The 16,778-nt window shown below is 70.5% G+C and carries 17 protein-coding genes and 1 pseudogene; 9 read left to right on the top strand and 9 right to left on the bottom strand.

Features of this window, described 5'->3' with window-relative positions:
• Nucleotides 1-264 precede the first annotated feature (264 nt).
• From BR98_RS41375 to BR98_RS16925, 4 genes and pseudogenes are all read right to left on the bottom strand, one after another.
• Nucleotides 265-430, bottom strand: a pseudogene (locus tag BR98_RS41375) (IS5 family transposase); the annotation flags it as partial.
• 440 nt (nucleotides 431-870) lie between these two features.
• Nucleotides 871-999 (bottom strand): hypothetical protein, encoded by a 129-nt coding sequence (locus tag BR98_RS42040; RefSeq protein ID WP_267886073.1) that lies wholly within the window; start codon nucleotides 997-999, stop codon nucleotides 871-873.
• Between the two features lie 53 nt (nucleotides 1,000-1,052).
• Nucleotides 1,053-2,324, bottom strand: coding sequence for an MFS transporter (locus BR98_RS16930; protein WP_232247444.1), 1,272 nt, complete (start codon nucleotides 2,322-2,324; stop codon nucleotides 1,053-1,055).
• Nucleotides 2,321-2,860 carry an ArsR/SmtB family transcription factor gene (locus BR98_RS16925; RefSeq protein WP_035845666.1) on the bottom strand — a complete coding sequence of 180 codons (540 nt, stop codon included), beginning with the start codon at nucleotides 2,858-2,860 and terminating at the stop codon, nucleotides 2,321-2,323. Before BR98_RS16925 ends, BR98_RS16930 begins: the two co-directional genes overlap by 4 nt.
• A gap of 332 nt (nucleotides 2,861-3,192) precedes the next feature.
• On the opposite strand from BR98_RS16925, the gene BR98_RS16920 reads away from it, so the two are divergent.
• From BR98_RS16920 to BR98_RS16910, 3 genes are all read left to right on the top strand, one after another.
• The gene (locus BR98_RS16920; RefSeq protein ID WP_083976670.1) at nucleotides 3,193-3,507 is read left to right on the top strand and encodes a DUF3311 domain-containing protein; all 315 of its coding nucleotides are present in this window, start codon (nucleotides 3,193-3,195) and stop codon (nucleotides 3,505-3,507) included.
• Entirely contained in the window at nucleotides 3,507-5,138 is a 1,632-nt protein-coding gene (mctP, locus tag BR98_RS16915) for a monocarboxylate uptake permease MctP (protein ID WP_035845664.1), read from the top strand. The genes BR98_RS16920 and mctP overlap by 1 nt, the downstream gene beginning before the upstream one ends.
• Nucleotides 5,139-5,311: 173 nt before the next feature.
• A complete protein-coding gene (locus BR98_RS16910; RefSeq protein ID WP_051969855.1) occupies nucleotides 5,312-6,058 on the top strand; it encodes a histidine phosphatase family protein in 747 nt (248 codons plus the stop codon).
• Between the two features lie 21 nt (nucleotides 6,059-6,079).
• Here the strand turns inward: BR98_RS16910 and BR98_RS16905 are convergent, their stop codons facing one another.
• From BR98_RS16905 to BR98_RS16890, 4 genes are all read right to left on the bottom strand, one after another.
• Entirely contained in the window at nucleotides 6,080-6,490 is a 411-nt protein-coding gene (locus BR98_RS16905) for a PIN domain-containing protein (RefSeq protein WP_035845662.1), read from the bottom strand.
• Complete coding sequence (locus BR98_RS16900; protein WP_035845660.1) at nucleotides 6,487-6,708, bottom strand: type II toxin-antitoxin system VapB family antitoxin; 222 nt, start codon at nucleotides 6,706-6,708, stop codon at nucleotides 6,487-6,489. The genes BR98_RS16905 and BR98_RS16900 overlap by 4 nt, the downstream gene beginning before the upstream one ends.
• A 91-nt stretch (nucleotides 6,709-6,799) precedes the next feature.
• A complete protein-coding gene (locus BR98_RS16895; protein ID WP_035845658.1) occupies nucleotides 6,800-7,111 on the bottom strand; it encodes a transcriptional regulator in 312 nt (103 codons plus the stop codon).
• Nucleotides 7,108-7,566: a hypothetical protein gene (locus BR98_RS16890; RefSeq protein WP_051969854.1), complete on the bottom strand. Its 459-nt coding sequence runs from the start codon at nucleotides 7,564-7,566 to the stop codon at nucleotides 7,108-7,110. Before BR98_RS16890 ends, BR98_RS16895 begins: the two co-directional genes overlap by 4 nt.
• Before the next feature lie 235 nt (nucleotides 7,567-7,801).
• Between BR98_RS16890 and BR98_RS16885 the strand changes: the two genes are divergently transcribed.
• Both BR98_RS16885 and BR98_RS16880 read left to right on the top strand, forming a co-directional pair.
• Nucleotides 7,802-9,529, top strand: a complete 1,728-nt coding sequence (locus BR98_RS16885; protein ID WP_035845653.1) for a ricin-type beta-trefoil lectin domain protein — start codon at nucleotides 7,802-7,804, stop codon at nucleotides 9,527-9,529.
• Nucleotides 9,530-9,661: 132 nt separating this feature from the next.
• A complete protein-coding gene (locus BR98_RS16880; protein ID WP_083976668.1) occupies nucleotides 9,662-12,058 on the top strand; it encodes a family 20 glycosylhydrolase in 2,397 nt (798 codons plus the stop codon).
• Between the two features lie 39 nt (nucleotides 12,059-12,097).
• Here the strand turns inward: BR98_RS16880 and BR98_RS16875 are convergent, their stop codons facing one another.
• Nucleotides 12,098-13,042 carry a helix-turn-helix domain-containing protein gene (locus BR98_RS16875; RefSeq protein ID WP_035845651.1) on the bottom strand — a complete coding sequence of 315 codons (945 nt, stop codon included), beginning with the start codon at nucleotides 13,040-13,042 and terminating at the stop codon, nucleotides 12,098-12,100.
• A gap of 93 nt (nucleotides 13,043-13,135) precedes the next feature.
• Here BR98_RS16875 and BR98_RS16870 point away from each other — a divergent pair, with 93 nt between their 5' ends.
• The 4 genes from BR98_RS16870 to BR98_RS16855 all read left to right on the top strand — a co-directional run bounded on the left by BR98_RS16870 (nucleotide 13,136) and on the right by BR98_RS16855 (nucleotide 16,774).
• Nucleotides 13,136-13,771 carry a GNAT family N-acetyltransferase gene (locus tag BR98_RS16870; RefSeq protein ID WP_324606677.1) on the top strand — a complete coding sequence of 212 codons (636 nt, stop codon included), beginning with the start codon at nucleotides 13,136-13,138 and terminating at the stop codon, nucleotides 13,769-13,771.
• A gap of 75 nt (nucleotides 13,772-13,846) precedes the next feature.
• Entirely contained in the window at nucleotides 13,847-15,148 is a 1,302-nt protein-coding gene (locus BR98_RS39410) for a LamG domain-containing protein (RefSeq protein WP_035845648.1), read from the top strand.
• 247 nt (nucleotides 15,149-15,395) lie between these two features.
• A complete protein-coding gene (locus BR98_RS16860) occupies nucleotides 15,396-16,148 on the top strand; it encodes a glycosyltransferase family 2 protein (RefSeq protein WP_035845646.1) in 753 nt (250 codons plus the stop codon).
• Nucleotides 16,145-16,774: a hypothetical protein gene (locus BR98_RS16855; RefSeq protein ID WP_035845644.1), complete on the top strand. Its 630-nt coding sequence runs from the start codon at nucleotides 16,145-16,147 to the stop codon at nucleotides 16,772-16,774. The genes BR98_RS16860 and BR98_RS16855 overlap by 4 nt, the downstream gene beginning before the upstream one ends.
• Nucleotides 16,775-16,778: the final 4 nt, after the last annotated feature.

The following is a 16,778-nucleotide window of genomic DNA, read 5'->3' as shown; positions in this document are numbered from 1 at the left end:
TATCGTTTCTCTTTAATGCCGTTGTGTTCATTTTGCTACTTTCTTCCCCAATGCTAGCCGTGTGGGCCTGCGTGCGACTTAAAAGGATCTTTGCCCGGTCGAAGATCCGCGCTATCGGTATTATTGCGATATCTTCCGTCTCGCTTGTCGCTGGCGGCTACGCTATTCTGCGGTACGGGGGAATCCCGCTCATTTGACGCCGCTCTGTGAACTGTCGCCGGAGGCGGGCGGCCACGAGAACGTCCTGCTCGAGTGAGCGATAGTTCACCGATTGTGCCAGGTTATGGCATTTTCACCCATTGCCGCTTGGCAAGGTTCGAGATCATCGCGAGGGGATCAAGCTTTCGGAGTGCTCAGGCTTGCTCTCGCAGTCGCGGGCGAGTCGGCGGTGCATCATGATCCAATCGAAACCGCGCTCGACGACCATTCGAGGTCGAATACAACCGCACCAGGCCCCGCAAACACCCCGAGCAGGTCGACCAGGGTGGGCCGGAAGGCCGGTGCTTCGGCCAAAGGATTTGTCGCAAATGGACGAATGGATTGGGTCGCGGCCGGGTGCTGCGACCGCACCGCATGCCCTGACCGAGGAACTTCTTGGGGCAGTCGTAGACGTAGCAAAGGTTGCCAAGTGAGTACTTCCGAGATCGCCGACATTGTTCGTGAGATCGACCTTGTAAGAGCCAGGGTCGAAGCAACTCTCGCACGAGAGGTTCCGACTATTCGATCGGTCCTCTCACATCGAAGCACGCCGGCGTTCGTGCTCTACTCACATACCTCGTTCTGGAGAGAAGGGACGGATGCAGATCCGATTGATGCGGCACTTCTGATCAAGCAAGTCGAGGACGGCCATGTTGCCTCATTGGACATTTCTCACGAGTCTGGCGAGATCATTTCGGCGAGGCGGTGGGCGCGTAGCTCGGCATCGAGCTTCTCGCGGTGTGCGGCAACGTGCTGCGGGTCGGTGATGGCGTTGGACCGGATGTCCTTCCAGGACTTCATGGGTGCCCTCCTCGATGCGCCGAGTATGCCCCGGCCCGCAGTTGAGCCGCAGGCTATTCGGCCGCCGCCAGGGCCTCGCTGATCCGCCGGTTGCTAGCCAGCGTGAGCGAGAGCACCGCCGTCGACGCCAGCAGCACCGCTCCCGCCAGGAACGGCGCGCGCAACCCGGCCGCCGTGGCCAGCCACCCACCCAGCAGTGCGCCGATCGGGGCGGCCCCCACCGCCATCAGCCTGCGCGTCGCGCCCACGCGGCCGGCCAGTTCCGCCGGGATCAGGGCCTGGGAGACCGACGGGGCGAGGACCATGGTCGCCCCCATCGCGGCTCCGAGGAGGGCGAGGGCGAGGCCGGCTACGAACGGGTTGCCGGAGAGGCCGAGGGCGACGAGGGCGACGGCTTCGAGGAGGGCGGTGGCGGTCAGGGCGCCACCCGTGCCGAGCCAGGCGCCGAGGCGGTGGGCGAGGGCCGCGCCGAGGAGGCCGCCCGCTGCCTGCGAGGCGAGCAGGACGCCGTAGCCCAAGTCGCCCAGGTGGAGGAGTTGGTGGGCGAAGAGGACCAGGATCGCGTCGGCGCCGACGAAGGCGAGGTTGCCGATGGCGGGGCGCAGGGCGAGGCCGAGGAGGACCTTGTCGCGCAGGAGGTAGGAGGCTCCGACCTTGGCCTCCGCCCACAGGGAGGGCCCCGCCTCGCGCGGCGGGACCGGGCGGCTGGGCAGGGTCCGGATCAGCAGCGAGCTGGCGAGGAAGGAGACGGCGTCGAGCCCGAACGGAAGGGCGCGGCCGAGAACGAACAGCGCGCTCCCCGCCGGCGGCCCGGCGAAGTCGGCGGCGACCGTACGCGCGCCCATCGCACGGGCATTGGCCTTCTGCAGCAGCGTCATGTCGCGGTCGAGCAGCTGCGGGAGGTAGGCGGAGGAGGCGGTGTCGAAGAGGATCTGGCCGATGCCGAGCAGGAAGGCCACCGCGATCAGCAGCGGGATGCTCGCGAAGCCAAGACCGATGGCAAGAGCGGGTATCGCGAGCAGGGCGGCGCGGCAGAGGTCGGTGAGCCACATGGTGCGGCGGCGGTCCCAGCGGTCGACCAGGGCGCCGCCGATCAGGCCGAAGAAGAACCAGGGAGCCAGGGCGGCGGAGGTGACCAGGCCGAGGGTGAGCGGGTCCTGGGTGAGGCCGGCGGCGAGCAGTGGGAGGGCGGCGAGGTAGACGCCGTCGCCGAGGGAGGAGGCGGCGGAGGCGGCCCAGAGGCGGTGGAAGGCGGCGGGGAGGGTGGGTCGCGGGGCGGCGGCCGGTGACTGCGGGGTGGCGACGGCCGGCTGAGCAATGGTCACTTCGGCTCCTGCGGGCGGTAGAAGGCGATGGCCAGGTTGGCGGTGGGCTCGTCGGGGTCGGCGGCGGCGCGCAGTTCCTCGGTGAGGGCGACCAGGCGGCGGGCGAACTCCTCGTAGGCGGACTCGCCGATCCGGACGTGCTGCAGGCGGACGAGGCGGGGTCCGGGCGGGGCCGCCTCGAGGTCGGCGACGGCGTGCCGCATCACGATGTCGGGCTCGCCGGGGGCGGGGTCGGGCAGGCTGATGCCGCGTGAGGTGCGGGCGTAGTAGCGCTCGTTGACGCCACGGACCTTGCGGGTGCTGACCACCTCGACCAGTCCGGCCCGCTCCAGCAGCCGGACGTGGTAGCTGGAGCTGCCCTTGGCCAGGTCGAGCTTCTGGGCGAGCTGGGTGATGGTCGCGGGGCCGTCGCGCAGGATGCCGAGGATCCGGTGGCGGACCACGTTGTTGATCGCGCGCAGCTGCTCGTCGGTGGAGAGGTGGACGACTTCGTCCTCGGAAGGACCCGCGAAGGGATCGTCGTCAGAAGGCGCCACGGAGTGGTCATCAGGAGCATCAGTCACAGGAGTAATGGTCAACGTTCCTTGACCATTCGTCAAGCACGATCAACCGGCCGACCCGACGCAGCAGCTGACTGCACGTCGAACGGGTGTCCAATTTCCGAGACTGTCGGTTTTACCTGGTGACACCGGGGCATACGGTGCCCTACATTCCGGACAGTCCAAGCCGATCACCAGGGGCGCTGCTCGGCGGGCGCATCGGTCGTACGTACGCCGAGGCGCTGCGGTGCTGCTCGGGATCGCGCTGAAACGTCGCACCCCGCAACAGCCGCAACCTCGCAACCGCTGCAACCGCCGGAGCCGCTCTCATGTCCATCGATACCGACGCCCGCCCAGTACCGCCACCCCCGCCGCCCCCGGGCGCGCCGCTGCCGCCCGTCACACCCGCCCGCGTGCTCGCCGGGGTCAGCCTGGCCGTGCCGATCGTCGCGCTGCTCTGGGTGAACTCCTATGCGCGACTGACGCCGAAGCTCGGCGGGATGCCGTTCTTCTACTGGTACCAGATCCTCTGGATCCCGGTCTCGGCGCTCTTCACCGGCGCCGCGTACCTGCTGCTCAACCATGACGCCAAGCAGCGCAAGAGCAGGAAGACCGCGAAGAGCGCGAACTGGGGCGTGAACTGATGAAGCACGGCGTGAACACGGTCGCCCTGGTGGTGTTCGTCCTCTTCTTCCTGCTGGTCACCGTGATGGGCTTCCTGGCCTCGCGCTGGCGGCGGGCCGACTCCGCGCTGCACCTGGACGAGTGGGGTCTGGGCGGGCGCAGCTTCGGGACCTGGATCACCTGGTTCCTGCTCGGCGGCGACCTCTACACCGCGTACACCTTCATCGCGGTGCCGGCGGCGGTCTACGGCGCGGGCGCGGCGGGCTTCTTCGCCGTCCCGTACACGATCATCGCCTACCCGCTGGTCTTCCTCTTCCTGCCGCGCCTGTGGTCGGTGGCCCGGGTGCACGGGTACGTCACCCCGGCCGACTTCGTGCGCGGACGGTACGGCTCGCGTGGTCTGTCGCTGGCCGTGGCGGTGACCGGGATCCTGGCCACCATGCCGTACATCGCGCTGCAGCTGGTCGGCATCCAGGCGGTGCTGGACACCCTCGGGGTGGGCGGCGGCGCGAACTCCAACTGGTTCGTCAAGGACCTGCCGCTCTTCCTGGCCTTCGCCGTGCTGGCCGCCTACACCTACTCCTCGGGTCTGCGGGCGCCGGCGCTGATCGCCTTCGTCAAGGACACCCTGGTCTACATCGTGATCATCGTCGCGGTGATCTACCTGCCGATGCGGCTCGGCGGCTACGGGCACATCTTCGACCAGGCCGCGCAGAAGTTCAGCACGATCAACCCGAAGACCAAGCAGCCGGTCGGCGCGATGTTCACCGGGCCGAAGGCGCAGTGGACGTACGCCACCCTGGCGCTCGGCTCGGCGCTCGCGCTCTTCATGTACCCGCACACCGTCACCGGCGTACTGGCCGCCAAGTCGCGCAACACCGTGCGCCGCAACATGGCGATCCTGCCCGCCTACTCGCTGATGCTCGGTCTGCTGGCACTGCTCGGCTTCCTGGCCATCGCGGCCGGGGTCGGCAAGGGCGTGGCGGGGTACAACCCGCAGCTGGCCGTCCCGCAGCTGTTCGACAAGCTCTTCCCGAGCTGGTTCACCGGCGTCGCCTTCGCCGCGATCGGGATCGGCGCGCTGGTGCCGGCCGCGATCATGTCGATCGCCGCGGCGAACCTGTTCACCCGCAACATCTACAAGGAGTTCATCGCCCCGGCCGCGACCCCCGAGCAGGAGACCAAGGTCGCCAAGATCGTCTCGCTGCTGGTCAAGGTCGGCGCGCTGGTCTTCGTGCTCGGCATGGACAAGCAGCTGGCGATCAACCTGCAGCTGCTCGGCGGGATCTGGATCCTGCAGACCTGCGTCTCCATCGTCGCGGGCCTGTTCACCCGCTGGTTCCACCGCTGGGCGCTGCTGGCCGGCTGGGCGGCCGGCATGGCGTACGGCACCTGGAAGGCGTACGGTCTCGCCTCCCCCGCCACCAAGCACTTCGGGGGCAACAGCACGACCATCCCGGTGATCGGGCAGATCGGCTACATCGGCCTGACCGCGTTCGTCCTCAACCTGGGGGTCGCGGTCCTGCTCACCCTGGTCCTCAAGGCGGCCAAGGCCCCTGAGGGCGTGGACGAGACCTCCCCGGCGGACTACAGCGCGGAGACGGGCGACCCCGAGCTCAAAAACGCGCCCCAGCCGGTGGCGGCGCATTAAGCGCCCCACTGCGCGCCCTGTGATCGCGCCGCCATCGGCCTCAACACTGAGGGGGTGGCGGCGCGATCATATGTAGGGCACCCCTTTTGCAGCGAAGCTCGCATTTTGCACCGAAAGTCGCACCGTTACTCAGCGGTAAGAGCCGATACGCACCGAACCAACGGGGAGCGGGAATGCCAGAGCTGAGCACCATCCTCAACGGACAGCCCCGCCAGGACCTCGCGGCCGCGCAGCCGTCCGTGCTGATCGCCACCCGGCACGGCCAGAGCACCGCCAACGTGGAGTTCCAGCTCGCCGAGAGCACCGGTGCGCTCAGCGTCCCGATCAGCTGCCGGGACGCCGACATCCCGCTTTCCATGCACGGCCAGGCTCAGGCGCAGGCCTTCGGCCGCTGGTGGGCCGAGCTGCCGTCCTGCGACCGGCCGCGCGCCGTCTGGTGCTCCCCGTACGTGCGGGCGGCCGAGACGGCCCGGATCGCGATCGCCCAGGCGGCCGGGCTCGGCTCGGTGCCGGTCGGCCTGCCGGTCCGCTACGACGAGCGGCTGCGCGACCGGGAGCTCGGCGTGCTGGAGATGCTCACGGCGGCCGCGATCGAGAAGCACCACCCCGAGGAGGCCGCCCGCCGGCGCAAGATGGGCGAGCTCTACTACCGGCCGCCGGGCGGCGAGAGCTGGTCGGACGTGGCACTGCGGGTCCGCGACTGCCTGCGCGACCTGTGCGCCGAGGAGGCCGAGCGCCCGGTTCTGCTGGTGGCGCACGACAACGTGGTGCTGATGCTGCGCTACGTCCTGGACCGGCTCACCGAGGCGGAGCTGGTGGCCCTGGAGGCGGTGCACAACTGCTCGGCCAGCCTGTGGCGTTCGCAGCACGGGCGACTGCGGGCGGAGCTGTGGAACGGGGTCGGACACCTGCGGGACTGACCCGAGGGGCCTGGCCGCGCATCAAGCCAGGTCGTGAACGCTGTGCTCGCTGAGGTCGGTGGCGTGGCGGGCAACCGTGCGGTAGTCGGCGTCGTCATGAAGAACGGTCAAGCCATGGTGGGCCGCCGTCGCGGCGATCACGAGGTCCACGGCCGACGCGCTCCGGTGCTCACCGCTCTGCGCCATGCGGTGCTGGACCGCGCCGATCCAGCGGGCGGCGTTCTTCGGCACGGACACATCGGGGTAGAGGTCTGCGAACATCTCCGCGATCTCGCCGTACTCCCTGCTGTTCTGGGCGCTGTACAGGAACTCAGTCCGCTGTGGGTAGCAGGAGCCAACAACTCCGGCATCGATGGCGTCGTACCAGCCGGCCTGCAGCCTCGGGTCCCGGAGCAGCCGGACGAGCGCCGAGGTGTCGAGCAGGTAGATCACCGGCCGCTCTTCTCCTCATCGTGCAGGCGCTCGGCCGCCTCGACCGCCCCCCACTGCCGCGCGCGCTCGAAGTGGCGGCTTATCCGCGCCGCCCGCTCCTGCCGATCGGCGTAGTACTGGAGAGCGAGGTTGACTGCCTCCTTCTTGGTCTTGGCGTGGGACAGCGCCATGGCGCGCTCCAGGGCATCGTCGTCGATGTCGATCTGGGTCACGGTCATCGCACACCTCCAGCAGCGATATTGGCCATGTACAAGGATTTGTATTCTATCAACATTAGGCCGGATTCCCCCGAGTGGACGGGCGAGGGGCTCACTCCGCCTCAGCGGCGGCCGCTGTACGGGCGGCCGCGTCGACGATGGCGCGCAGGGCGGCCAGGTGGGCCGCCAGGGCGCTGCGGCCCTCCGGGGTGAGCGAGAGCCAGGTGCGCGGGCGCTTGCCGACGTAGCCCTTGCGGACGTGCACGTAGCCGGCGGGCTCCAGCGCGGCCACGATCCGGCTGACGCTGGCGTCCGAGATCCCGCAGTAGTCGCGGACGGCGGCGAACTCGGCCTCGTGGCAGCCGGAGAGGAAGCCGACCAAGGCGAGGCGGGTGGGGTGGTGGATCAGCTCGTCGACGGTCACCGGCGGGCCGCCAGCCGGCGCTCGTACTCGCTGGTCGCCCAGAGGAAGCCGCCGAGCAGCAGCGCGGAGGTGACCGACCCGGCCCAGACCCCGCCGGGGACGGCCGCGAGCCAGCCGAGGCCGTAGACGGGCAGGCTCTGCCAGTGGGCGCGCAGCTTCGCCCGGCGGCGCGGATCGTCCTTGGGCAGCACCAGTACGCCGCCGGGGCGGACCGCGGCGCCGTGCACCGCGAGGAAGGCCAGCGCCGACACCAGCAGGAGTCCGACGAGCCACGGCTGCCACCGGCCGGGGAGGAGTGCCGGACCGAGCGCATACGTGAGCGCCGCGAGGAGGCCTCGGGCCGGCGGATACCAGGCCGGGGTCGGCCGGGAGCCGGCGGCGGCCGCGCGCGCCTTCCCGTAGGTCTGGAGCGCGGCCGCGGCGGCCTTGACCGTGGGCTGGTCGGACGTGGACATGGGTGTTCCCCCTGACGGATCGTCTGCTGACGTTCCCTCATCATGGCATCTACTTTTGCAGGACGAAAGTACTTTTGCCTTGCCTGAGTGGTCTGCTCGTTTCTGCTCATTTAGGTGGCTCTCTTGACGTGAATGCGCATCAACGGTGCACTGGTCGCGCACCGCACGGCCGCGCAGTCGTCCTCGTGCGCTGGTGCGGTCGCGCGCCCACGACCCCGTCGAGAAGGAGCCTGCCGTGCCCTCGGTCCGCCGCACCCTCCATACCCTGCTGACCGCTTCCGCCCTGATAGCCCTCCCGCTGACCGGCACCGCCTCCGCCGCCACCACGAGCGCAACCACAACCACCACGGCCGGCACCACCACGGCCGGCGGCACCACGGCCGGCGGCACCACACTCGCCGCCACGCCGCCGATGGGCTGGAACGACTGGGCGCACTACCAGTGCGGGATCACCGAGCAGACCATCACCGGAAACGCCGACGCGCTGGTCAGCAGCGGGCTGGCCGCCAAGGGCTACGACACTGTCACGGTGGACGACTGCTGGATGGCGGGCAGCCGGGACGGCGCCGGCAACCTGGTCGCCGATCCGGTCAAGTTCCCGCACGGGATGGCCTGGTTGGGCAGCTACCTGCACGGCAAGGGCCTGAAGTTCGGCATCTACGAGGACGCCGGATCCAGCACCTGCGGCGGCTACCCCGGCAGCGGGCGGCCGCAGGGCGGCGGGGCGGACCACTTCGCCCAGGACGCCGCCTCGTTCGCCGCCTGGGGCGTGGACTACCTCAAGCTGGACGGCTGCAACGTGTACGTGGCCGCCGGCCAGACCCAGGAGCAGGCCTACCGCCAGGCCTATGACGCACAGTCCATCGCACTGGCCGGCAGCGGGCGGGCGATCACCTTCTCGGAGTCCGCGCCCGCCTACTTCCAGAACGGCGAGTGGGGCAGCCCGAGCTGGTTCTCGGTGCTCGGCTGGGTCGGCCAGGACGGTCAACTCTGGCGCGAGGGCTGGGACATCGCCACCTTCGACGCCAGGAACCCGAACGCCTCGCGGTGGGGTTCGGTGCTGTCCAACTACGGCTACAACCGCTGGATCGGCCGCTACGCCAAGCCCGGCAACTGGAACGACCCGGACTTCCTGATCGCCGGTGACGGCGGCCTGACCGACGAGGAGTCGCGCAGCCAGGTGGCCCTCTGGTCGATGATGGCCGCTCCGATGATCCTCTCCTCGGACGTCGCCAAGCTCTCCCCCACCGCGCTGGCCGCGCTCGGCAACACCGACCTGGTCGCGGTCGACCAGGACAGCGCCGGTCGGCAGGCGGGTGTGGTCGCCACCGACGGCAGCACCGACACGCTGGCCCGGCCGCTGGCCAACGGCGACCGCGCGGTGGCCGTGCTCAACCGCACCAGCAGCGCCCGCTCGGTCTCGGTGTCGCTCGCCTCGATCGGCCTGCCGAGCTGTACCGTGACCGCCAAGGACCTGTGGACCGGCGCGAGTTCGACCGTCTCGACCGCGCTGACCGCCAGCGTCCCCGCGCACGGCACCGCGGTCTGGCGACTCACCCCGAAGGGCTGTGCCGCCCCCGTCCCGACCGGGCAGCTGACCGGCAACGGCACCAAGTGCGTTGACGACTCCAACAGTTCGACCACCGATGGCAACTCGGTGATCCTCTACGGCTGCACCGGCAACGCCAACCAGCGGTGGACCGTGAACGGCGACGGGACGATCCGCACCCTCGGCAAGTGCCTGACCGCGTCCGGCACTTCGGCCGGCTCCTGGGTGGTGCTGAGCAGCTGCGGCGGCGCAACCGCGCAGCAGTGGCACGCCCAGCCCGACGGCACGGTGGTGAACAGCGCGTCCGGACTCTGCCTGGACGTCTACGGTGGCGGGACCGCCGACGCCACTCGACTGGACACCTGGACCTGCGGCTACCACCAGGCCAACCAGGCCTGGTCGCTGCCGGCCTGACCGGATCCGACCGGGCCCGACCTGATCTGATCCGACCGGGTCTGATCGATCGCACGGATTTACCCCCACGTACGCCGGCCGCGGGGCGCCCCACCGCACCGCGGCCGGCTTCCAGCCCAGGAGGCCACGATCATGAAACGATCCCGCTCCGCCCTCGGCTTACTGCTCACCCTGCTCGCCCTGCTGCTGCTCCCACTGCCCGCCCGGGCCGCCACCACGACGACGACCACGACGGCGACCACGACGACGCCCACGACGGCGGCGGCCGGCGCCGCTCCCGTCATCATCCCCGCACTCCAGCAGTGGACGGCCGGCACCGGCTCGTACACCTTCACCGCCACCGGCCGGGTGGTCGTCGACAGCGCCTACGCCACCCAACTCACCGGCACCGGGCAGGTGTTCGCCGCCGACCTGACCCAGCTGACCGGCGCCACGGTCACCGAGCTGACCGCCGCCGGCGCCCAGCCCGGCGACCTCTTCCTCACCCTCGGCGGCACCGACACCCGGCGCTCCGCCTACACGCTGACCGTCGGCTCCGTGCTGACCGTGCAGGGCGCCGCCGAGGACGGGGTCTTCTACGGCACCCGGAGCGTGCTGCAACTCCTGCACCAGTCGAGGACGGTGCCCGGCGGCGCCGCGCACGACTGGGCGCAGTACGCCGAGCGCGGGCTGATGGTCGACACCGGACGGAAGTTCTTCACCGTCGACTGGCTGCGCCAGGAGGTCAAGGACCTCGCCTACGTCAAGATGAACTACCTCCACCTGCACCTCTCGGACACCTACGGCTTCCGGCTGGAGAGCAGCAGCCACCCGGAGATCACCTCCGCCGACCACTACACCAAGCAGCAGATCACCGACCTGATCGCGCTCGGCGCGCAGTACCACGTGACCGTGGTCCCCGAGATCGACGCGCCGGGCCACCTGAACGCCGTGCTCGCCGCGCACCCCGAGCTGCGGCTGGTCAACAGCTCAGGCACGCCCGACAACTCCTTCATCGACCTGTCCAACCCCGCCGCCTACACGCTGATCCAGGACCTGATCAGCGAGTACCTGCCCCTCTTCCCCGCCGCCTTCTGGCACCTGGGCGCCGACGAGTACGTGACCGACTACAGCGCCTACCCGCAGCTGCTCAGCTACGCCCGCGCGCACTACGGCGCCACGGCCACCGCCAAGGACGTCTTCTACGGCTTCGTCAACTGGGCGGACGCGCTGGTCCGGGGCGGCGGCAAGACCATGCGGATGTGGAACGACGGGATCAAGGCCAGCGACGGCACCATCACCGTCAACCCCGACATCACCGTCGACTACTGGTACAACTACGGCCTCACGCCTGCCCAGTTGGTCGCAGCCGGACACCAGGTGATGAACTCCAGCTGGACCCCGACCTACTACGTCTACGGCGGCGAGAAGCCCGACACCACATACATGTACGAGAGTTGGAACCCCGGGATCTTCCAGGGCGGCGCCACCATCGGCGACCCGAGCCGCAACAGCGGTTCGGTGCTGCACGTCTGGTGCGACAACCCGGGCGCCGAGACCGAGCAGCAGACCGCCGCCGGCATCCTGGCCCCGATCCGCGCCCTGGCCCAGCAGACCTGGGGTTCGCCGAAGCCGGTCGCCGCCTACACCGACTTCCAGCCGCTGATCACCGCGATCGGCCGGGCCCCCGGCTGGCCCGCCGACACCGCCCCCGGCGACCTGGCCCTCGGCCGGCCGGTCACCGTCTCCTCCACCGAGACGGCGGCCTTCCCCGGTTCGGCCGCGACGGACGGCAGTTACGGCACCCGCTGGTCCAGCGCCTACGCCGACCCGCAGTGGCTGCAGATCGACCTCGGCGCCTCGACGACCGTCGGGCGGGTCAAGCTGAGCTGGGAGGCGGCCTACGCCAAGGCCTTCCAGGTGCAGTTCTCCGAGGACGCGGTGAACTGGACCACCGCCTACAGCACGACGGCCGGCACCGGCGGTGTGCAGGACCTCACCGGCCTGCACGGCAGCGGCCGTTACCTGCGCATCTACCTGACCCAGCGCGGCACCGGCTACGGCTACTCGCTCTGGGAGGTGGAGGCCTACCAGTCGGCCGCCACCCCGCCGCCCTCGGCCGGGCACAGCTACACGCTGACCGCCGCCTCCAGCGGCAGCGCGGCCGACGTCAACGGCGGCTCCACCACCGCCGGCGCCGCCGTCATCGAGTACCACCCGACCGGCGGCGGCAACCAGCAGTGGACCCTCCAGGACGCCGGCAACGGCGCCTTCCACCTCGTCTCGGTGAAGAGCGGCCTCTGCCTGGACGTCACCGGCTCCGCCCGGACCGACGGCGCCGCCGTGATCCAGTGGACCTGCGGCACAACCGCCAACCAGACCTGGACCCTGACCGCCGCGACCGGCGGCGGGTACGCCGTCACCGCGCAGCACTCGGGCAAGCTGCTGAGCGTGGGCTCCTCCGGCTCCACCGCCGACGGGACACCGCTGGTCCAGGCGGCCTCGGCGGGGGCGGCCTGGCAGCGCTGGGTGTTCACCCAGGCGGGGTGAACACCGGGGGCAGTCGGTTCCCGGCTGCCCCCGACCCATTCACCCTCCGAAAGCCCGCCGGTACGCCCCCGGTGTGGTGCCCAGCCAGCGGCCGAAGTGGTGGCGCAGGGTGGCCGCGTTGCCGAAGCCGACGCGGGCGGCCACGGTCTCGACCGGGTCGGTGGTCTCCTCCAGGAGCCGCTGGGCGTACAGCACCCGTTGGCCGATCAGCCAGCGCAGCGGCGTGGTGCCGGTCTCCTGTTGGAAGCGGCGGGCGAAGGTGCGCGGTGCCATGTGCGCCCGGGCGGCCAGTTGGTCGACCGTCCAGTCCCGGTCCAGTTCGGCCCGCATCCAGTCGAGCACCGAGCCGAACGAGGTGCACTCCTCGTTCGCCAGCGGCCGGTTGACGTACTGGGCCTGCCCGCCCTCGCGGTGCGGCGCGACCACCATGCGCCGCGCGATGCCGCGGGCCACCTCCACGCCCTGCAGTTTGCGGACCAGGTGCAGGCTGGCGTCGATGCCGGCGGCGGTGCCGGCCGAGGTGATCACCGGGTCATCGTCCACGTAGAGCACGTCCGGCTCCACCCGGGTCAGCGGGAAGCGCTCGGCGAGGTCCTCCGCGTGCCGCCAGTGCGTGGTGCAGCGGCGCCCGTCCAGCAACCCGGCGGCGCCGAGCAGGTAGGTGCCGCTGCAGATGGACAGCACCCGGGCGCCCCGGTCCACCACCGCGCGCAGCGCCTCGATCAGTTCGATCGGGTAGCTGTCCCGGATCCCGGTGGCGGCGGCGATCACCAGGTCGGCCTCGGCCAGCCGCTCGGCGCCGTACGGCACGTTGACCGTGAAGCCGGCGTGCGTGCGCAGCTCGCCCGGCCGGTCCGAGGCCAGCGCGAAGTCGTAGACCGGCAGCCCCTGCTCACTGCGGTCCAGTCCGAAGATCTCGCAGGCCACCCCGAGCTCGAACGGGTGGACCTCCTCCAGCACCACCGCGACGACGTTTTTCAGCATGCACGGCAGCCTAGCGAGCCCATGGCAGAAATTCGACGGAGAGTGTCATTACTGCCACTCGTCCCGGCGCGAACGGCTCGCGAGAGTGGAGCCATGCCCTCCTCCACCCTGGTGAGCGTGCTCGCCGTCGCCGGCCTGATCGGCGGATTCGGTCTGCTCGGCCGCGACCTCGACCGCAACTCCCGACCTGCGTCTTGGCACACTGGGCCGATGGACCTCCTCATCCGCGCCGCGACCGAAGCCGATCTCGATGCCGCGGGCGAGGTGACCGTCGAGGCCTTCGTCGGTGACGGTCACACCAGCCCCGACGCCCAGTACGTCACGCTGCTGCGCGACGCCCGCCGCCGGGCCGCCGAGGCCGAACTGCTGGTCGCCGTCGACCCCGCCGACCTCTCCCGGGGCCCGGCAGGGCGGGTGCTCGGCTGCGTCACGCTGGCCGTCGGCGGCACCGAGTGGGCCGACATCGCCACCGCCGAGGAGAGCGAGATCCGGATGCTCGCCGCCGCCGCGGGCGCCCGCGGCCGCGGCGTCGGCGAGGCCCTGGTGCGCGCCACCATCGCCCGCAGCCGCGAACTCGGCCTGCACGGCATGGCCTTCTCCACCCGCCCCGACATGAAGGCGGCCCACCGCATCTACGAACGCCTGGGCTTTCGCCGGGCCCCCGAACGCGACTGGCGCCCCCGGCCGGAGATCGAGCTGTGGGTGTACGCAATGACGTTCAACCCGTGATCGAGCACGCCCGCCGAAGGCAACGATACGAACAAACAATTGGGACCCGGCGGATCATGTTCTAGCATCCGCTCTATGACTGACGGCACGGAACACCGGGGAGAGTCCGCCGCCCCCACGCACAATCCCGCCCTCCCGCAGCAGGAGCAGGGAGCGGACCCGACGCAGCCGGCGGCTGCGCCGCACCAGGGCGCACCGGCGGCGCCCGGCGGCTACGGCTACCCGCAGGTACCCGAGGTGCCGAGCACTCCGTCCGGCTACGGCTACCCGCAGGGCGGCAACCCGTACGCGCAACCGGCGAGCGGCTACCCGCAGCCGGGTCCGCAGCCGACCCCGCCCCAGATGCCGCAACAGTCAGCCTTCCCGCAGCCCGCCTTCCCACAGCAACCGCAACCGCCCCAGCCGCAGCCGCAATCGCAGTCGCCGTTCACCTCCCAGCCGCAGCAGCCGTTCGGGTCGGGCCCCGACGGTCCGAACTGGGAGCAGCTGGCCGACCTGGCGGAGACTCAGAGCCGCCGTAAGCGCCGACTGTGGACGACCGGCATCGTGGTGACCGCCTGTCTGCTCGGCATCGGCGCCGGCACCCTGTTCATCGGCTTCGGCAAGGACAAGGGCCCGGACAAGCCGCAGGCCTCCGGCACCGCGACGGCCTCTGCCAGCACCAAGCCCACCGCCGGCAGTTCCAAGGTGCCCTCCAACACCCCGACCGTGCCGGGCCAGCCGAACCTGCTCGCCGACCACTCGGGCCAGGCGAACGTGGCGATCGGCCCGGACGCCCAGGTCAACGCGGTGACCGACGGCTATGTGCTGCGGTTCAAGGCGGACAGCAACTCCTTCGCGCAGTCGGCGAGCCCGGTGGTCGACGTGACCAAGAGCTTCAGCATCTCCGCCTGGGTGGAGAACGAGGCGGCCGACGGCCCGCGGATCGCGCTGAGCCAGGGCGACGGCGTCTCGTACTCCTTCGAGCTGGGCCGCGACGACGCGGGCGGCAAGAAGAGCTGGGTGTTCCGGGTGCAGACCGCCGACGGCGGTAACGACAGCAACGCCGTCCAGGCCGTGGCCGAGAGCACCACCACGGTCGGCCAGTGGGCGCTGCTCACCGGCGTGTACGACGCCACCCAGCGCAACATCACGCTCTACGTCAACGGCCAGCCCGCGCAGAGCACCCCGCTGCCCAACGGCTCGATCTGGTCGGGGCCCGGGCCGATGCAGTTCGGTCGCAGCCGCGAGCACAACCAGTGGGGCAGCATGTGGGCCGGTGTGGTCGGCCACATCCTGGTGTGGAACCAGGCACTGACCGCGCCCCAGGTGACCGATCTCAAGAACGGCGGCACGGGGCAGTCGGCCAAGCCGATGGCATCGTGGCTGATCGGCTGAGCGGCTGAGCCGGGGAGCCGGGGAGCCACTGCGGAGCGGCAGCCGCCCGCTGACCCTGACGAGCGGTCGGCTGACGGTCAGTGACACGGGCGGCCGACTTGCCGGAATAAGCATCGGCTAAAGTGACGACCCGCGGGAGGCTGAAGCCACCTGCCGTGGCTGCGTTCCGCACCATTGCCACCCGCGTGCAACAGGGGCACCGGGGGCACACCCAGCCCCGTCCGCAGCAGCCGTCTCGGGGGCCTTGGTGAATACGCTGTCCATCGTCATACCGGCACTCAACGAAGCCTCCAACCTCCCTACGGTGATGGCATCGGTGCCGGTGGACGCGCTGGCGCAGGCCGGCTGGGAGACCGAGGTGGTGGTGGTCGACAACGCCTCCACCGACGGCACCGCCGAGGTGGCCCGTTCCCTCGGCGCCCGGGTGGTCTCGCAGCCCGCACGCGGCTACGGCAACGCCTACCTGGCCGGCTTCGAGGCCGCCAAGGGCGAGGTGATCGCCACCGGTGACGCGGACTGCACCTACCCGTTCGACGCGCTGCCGCAGCTGCTGCGGACCCTGGTGGACGGGGACATCGAGTTCCTGACCACCGATCGGCTGAGCCGGGAGAACCGCGACGCGATGAAGCGCTCGCACGCCCTGGCCAACCACGCGCTCAGCGCGCTCAGCCGGATGCTGTTCCGCAACGGGCTGCGCGACTCGCAGTCGGGCATGTGGGTCTTCCGCCGGCACGTCTGGCACGGCCTGGATGTGCGCTCCACCGGGATGGCCTTCTCACAGGAGATCAAGAACGCCGCGATCCGGGCCGGTTACCGCTCGCTCGAAGTACCGATCGAGTACCGCCGGCGCGGCGGTGAGGTGAAGCTGAATGCGCTGCCCGACGGCATGGCGAACCTGCGCCAGCTCTTCGTGCACCGTTTCCGCCGCTCGGCCGACCCGCAGCAGGGCGGGGTCCCGATCCCGGCGCAGCGCGGCCCGCGCAAGTTCGAGTCGGTATGAGCGAGGAACCCGAGCAGCCGGAGGGGACCGAAGGCGACACCCCGTCAGCCCCGGAACCCGCGGCTGAACCCGAGGCTGCCACCGAACCGGACGCGAAGCCCGAGCCTGAGGCCGAGCCCGAACCCGCCGTCACACCGGCCCGTCGGCGCTCCGCCCGGGCCATCGCGGCCCGTCGCCGCCGACGACGTGCGCCGAGCCTGCGGTTCCGGATCACCTCGGTGCTGCTGGCGGTCGGCGCGGTGATCGGGCTGGCCGGTGGGCTCTGGTCGGTCCCGACCGTGCGCACCCAGCTGCTCGACTCGTTCACCGAGCGGGGCTCCTCCTTCACCGAGCTGTACTTCACCGCCGATCCGACCTTCGACGGCGCGGTGGTGCTGGTCCCGCTCGCGGTGACCGACCACGGCACGGGCGCCAAGTCCTACCGGATCACCGTGACGCTAGAATCCCGGGACGGCTCGGTCGCGGCCACCTCCACGGTCAGCCTGGTACCGAAGGACGGCACTGCGGTACCGACCGTCGTGCGGATGCAGTCGAACGGCAACGTGGCCGCGGTGCGCGTCACCCTGGCCGGGCATCCGCAGACCCTGCACTTCCACCTCGGGAAGCAGCCGACCACCAACCCCTGAGCCC

This window comes from Kitasatospora azatica KCTC 9699, from assembly GCF_000744785.1.
GTDB classification, from domain to species: domain Bacteria; phylum Actinomycetota; class Actinomycetes; order Streptomycetales; family Streptomycetaceae; genus Kitasatospora; species Kitasatospora azatica.
This window is presented reverse-complemented; position numbering and strand designations above follow the sequence as displayed.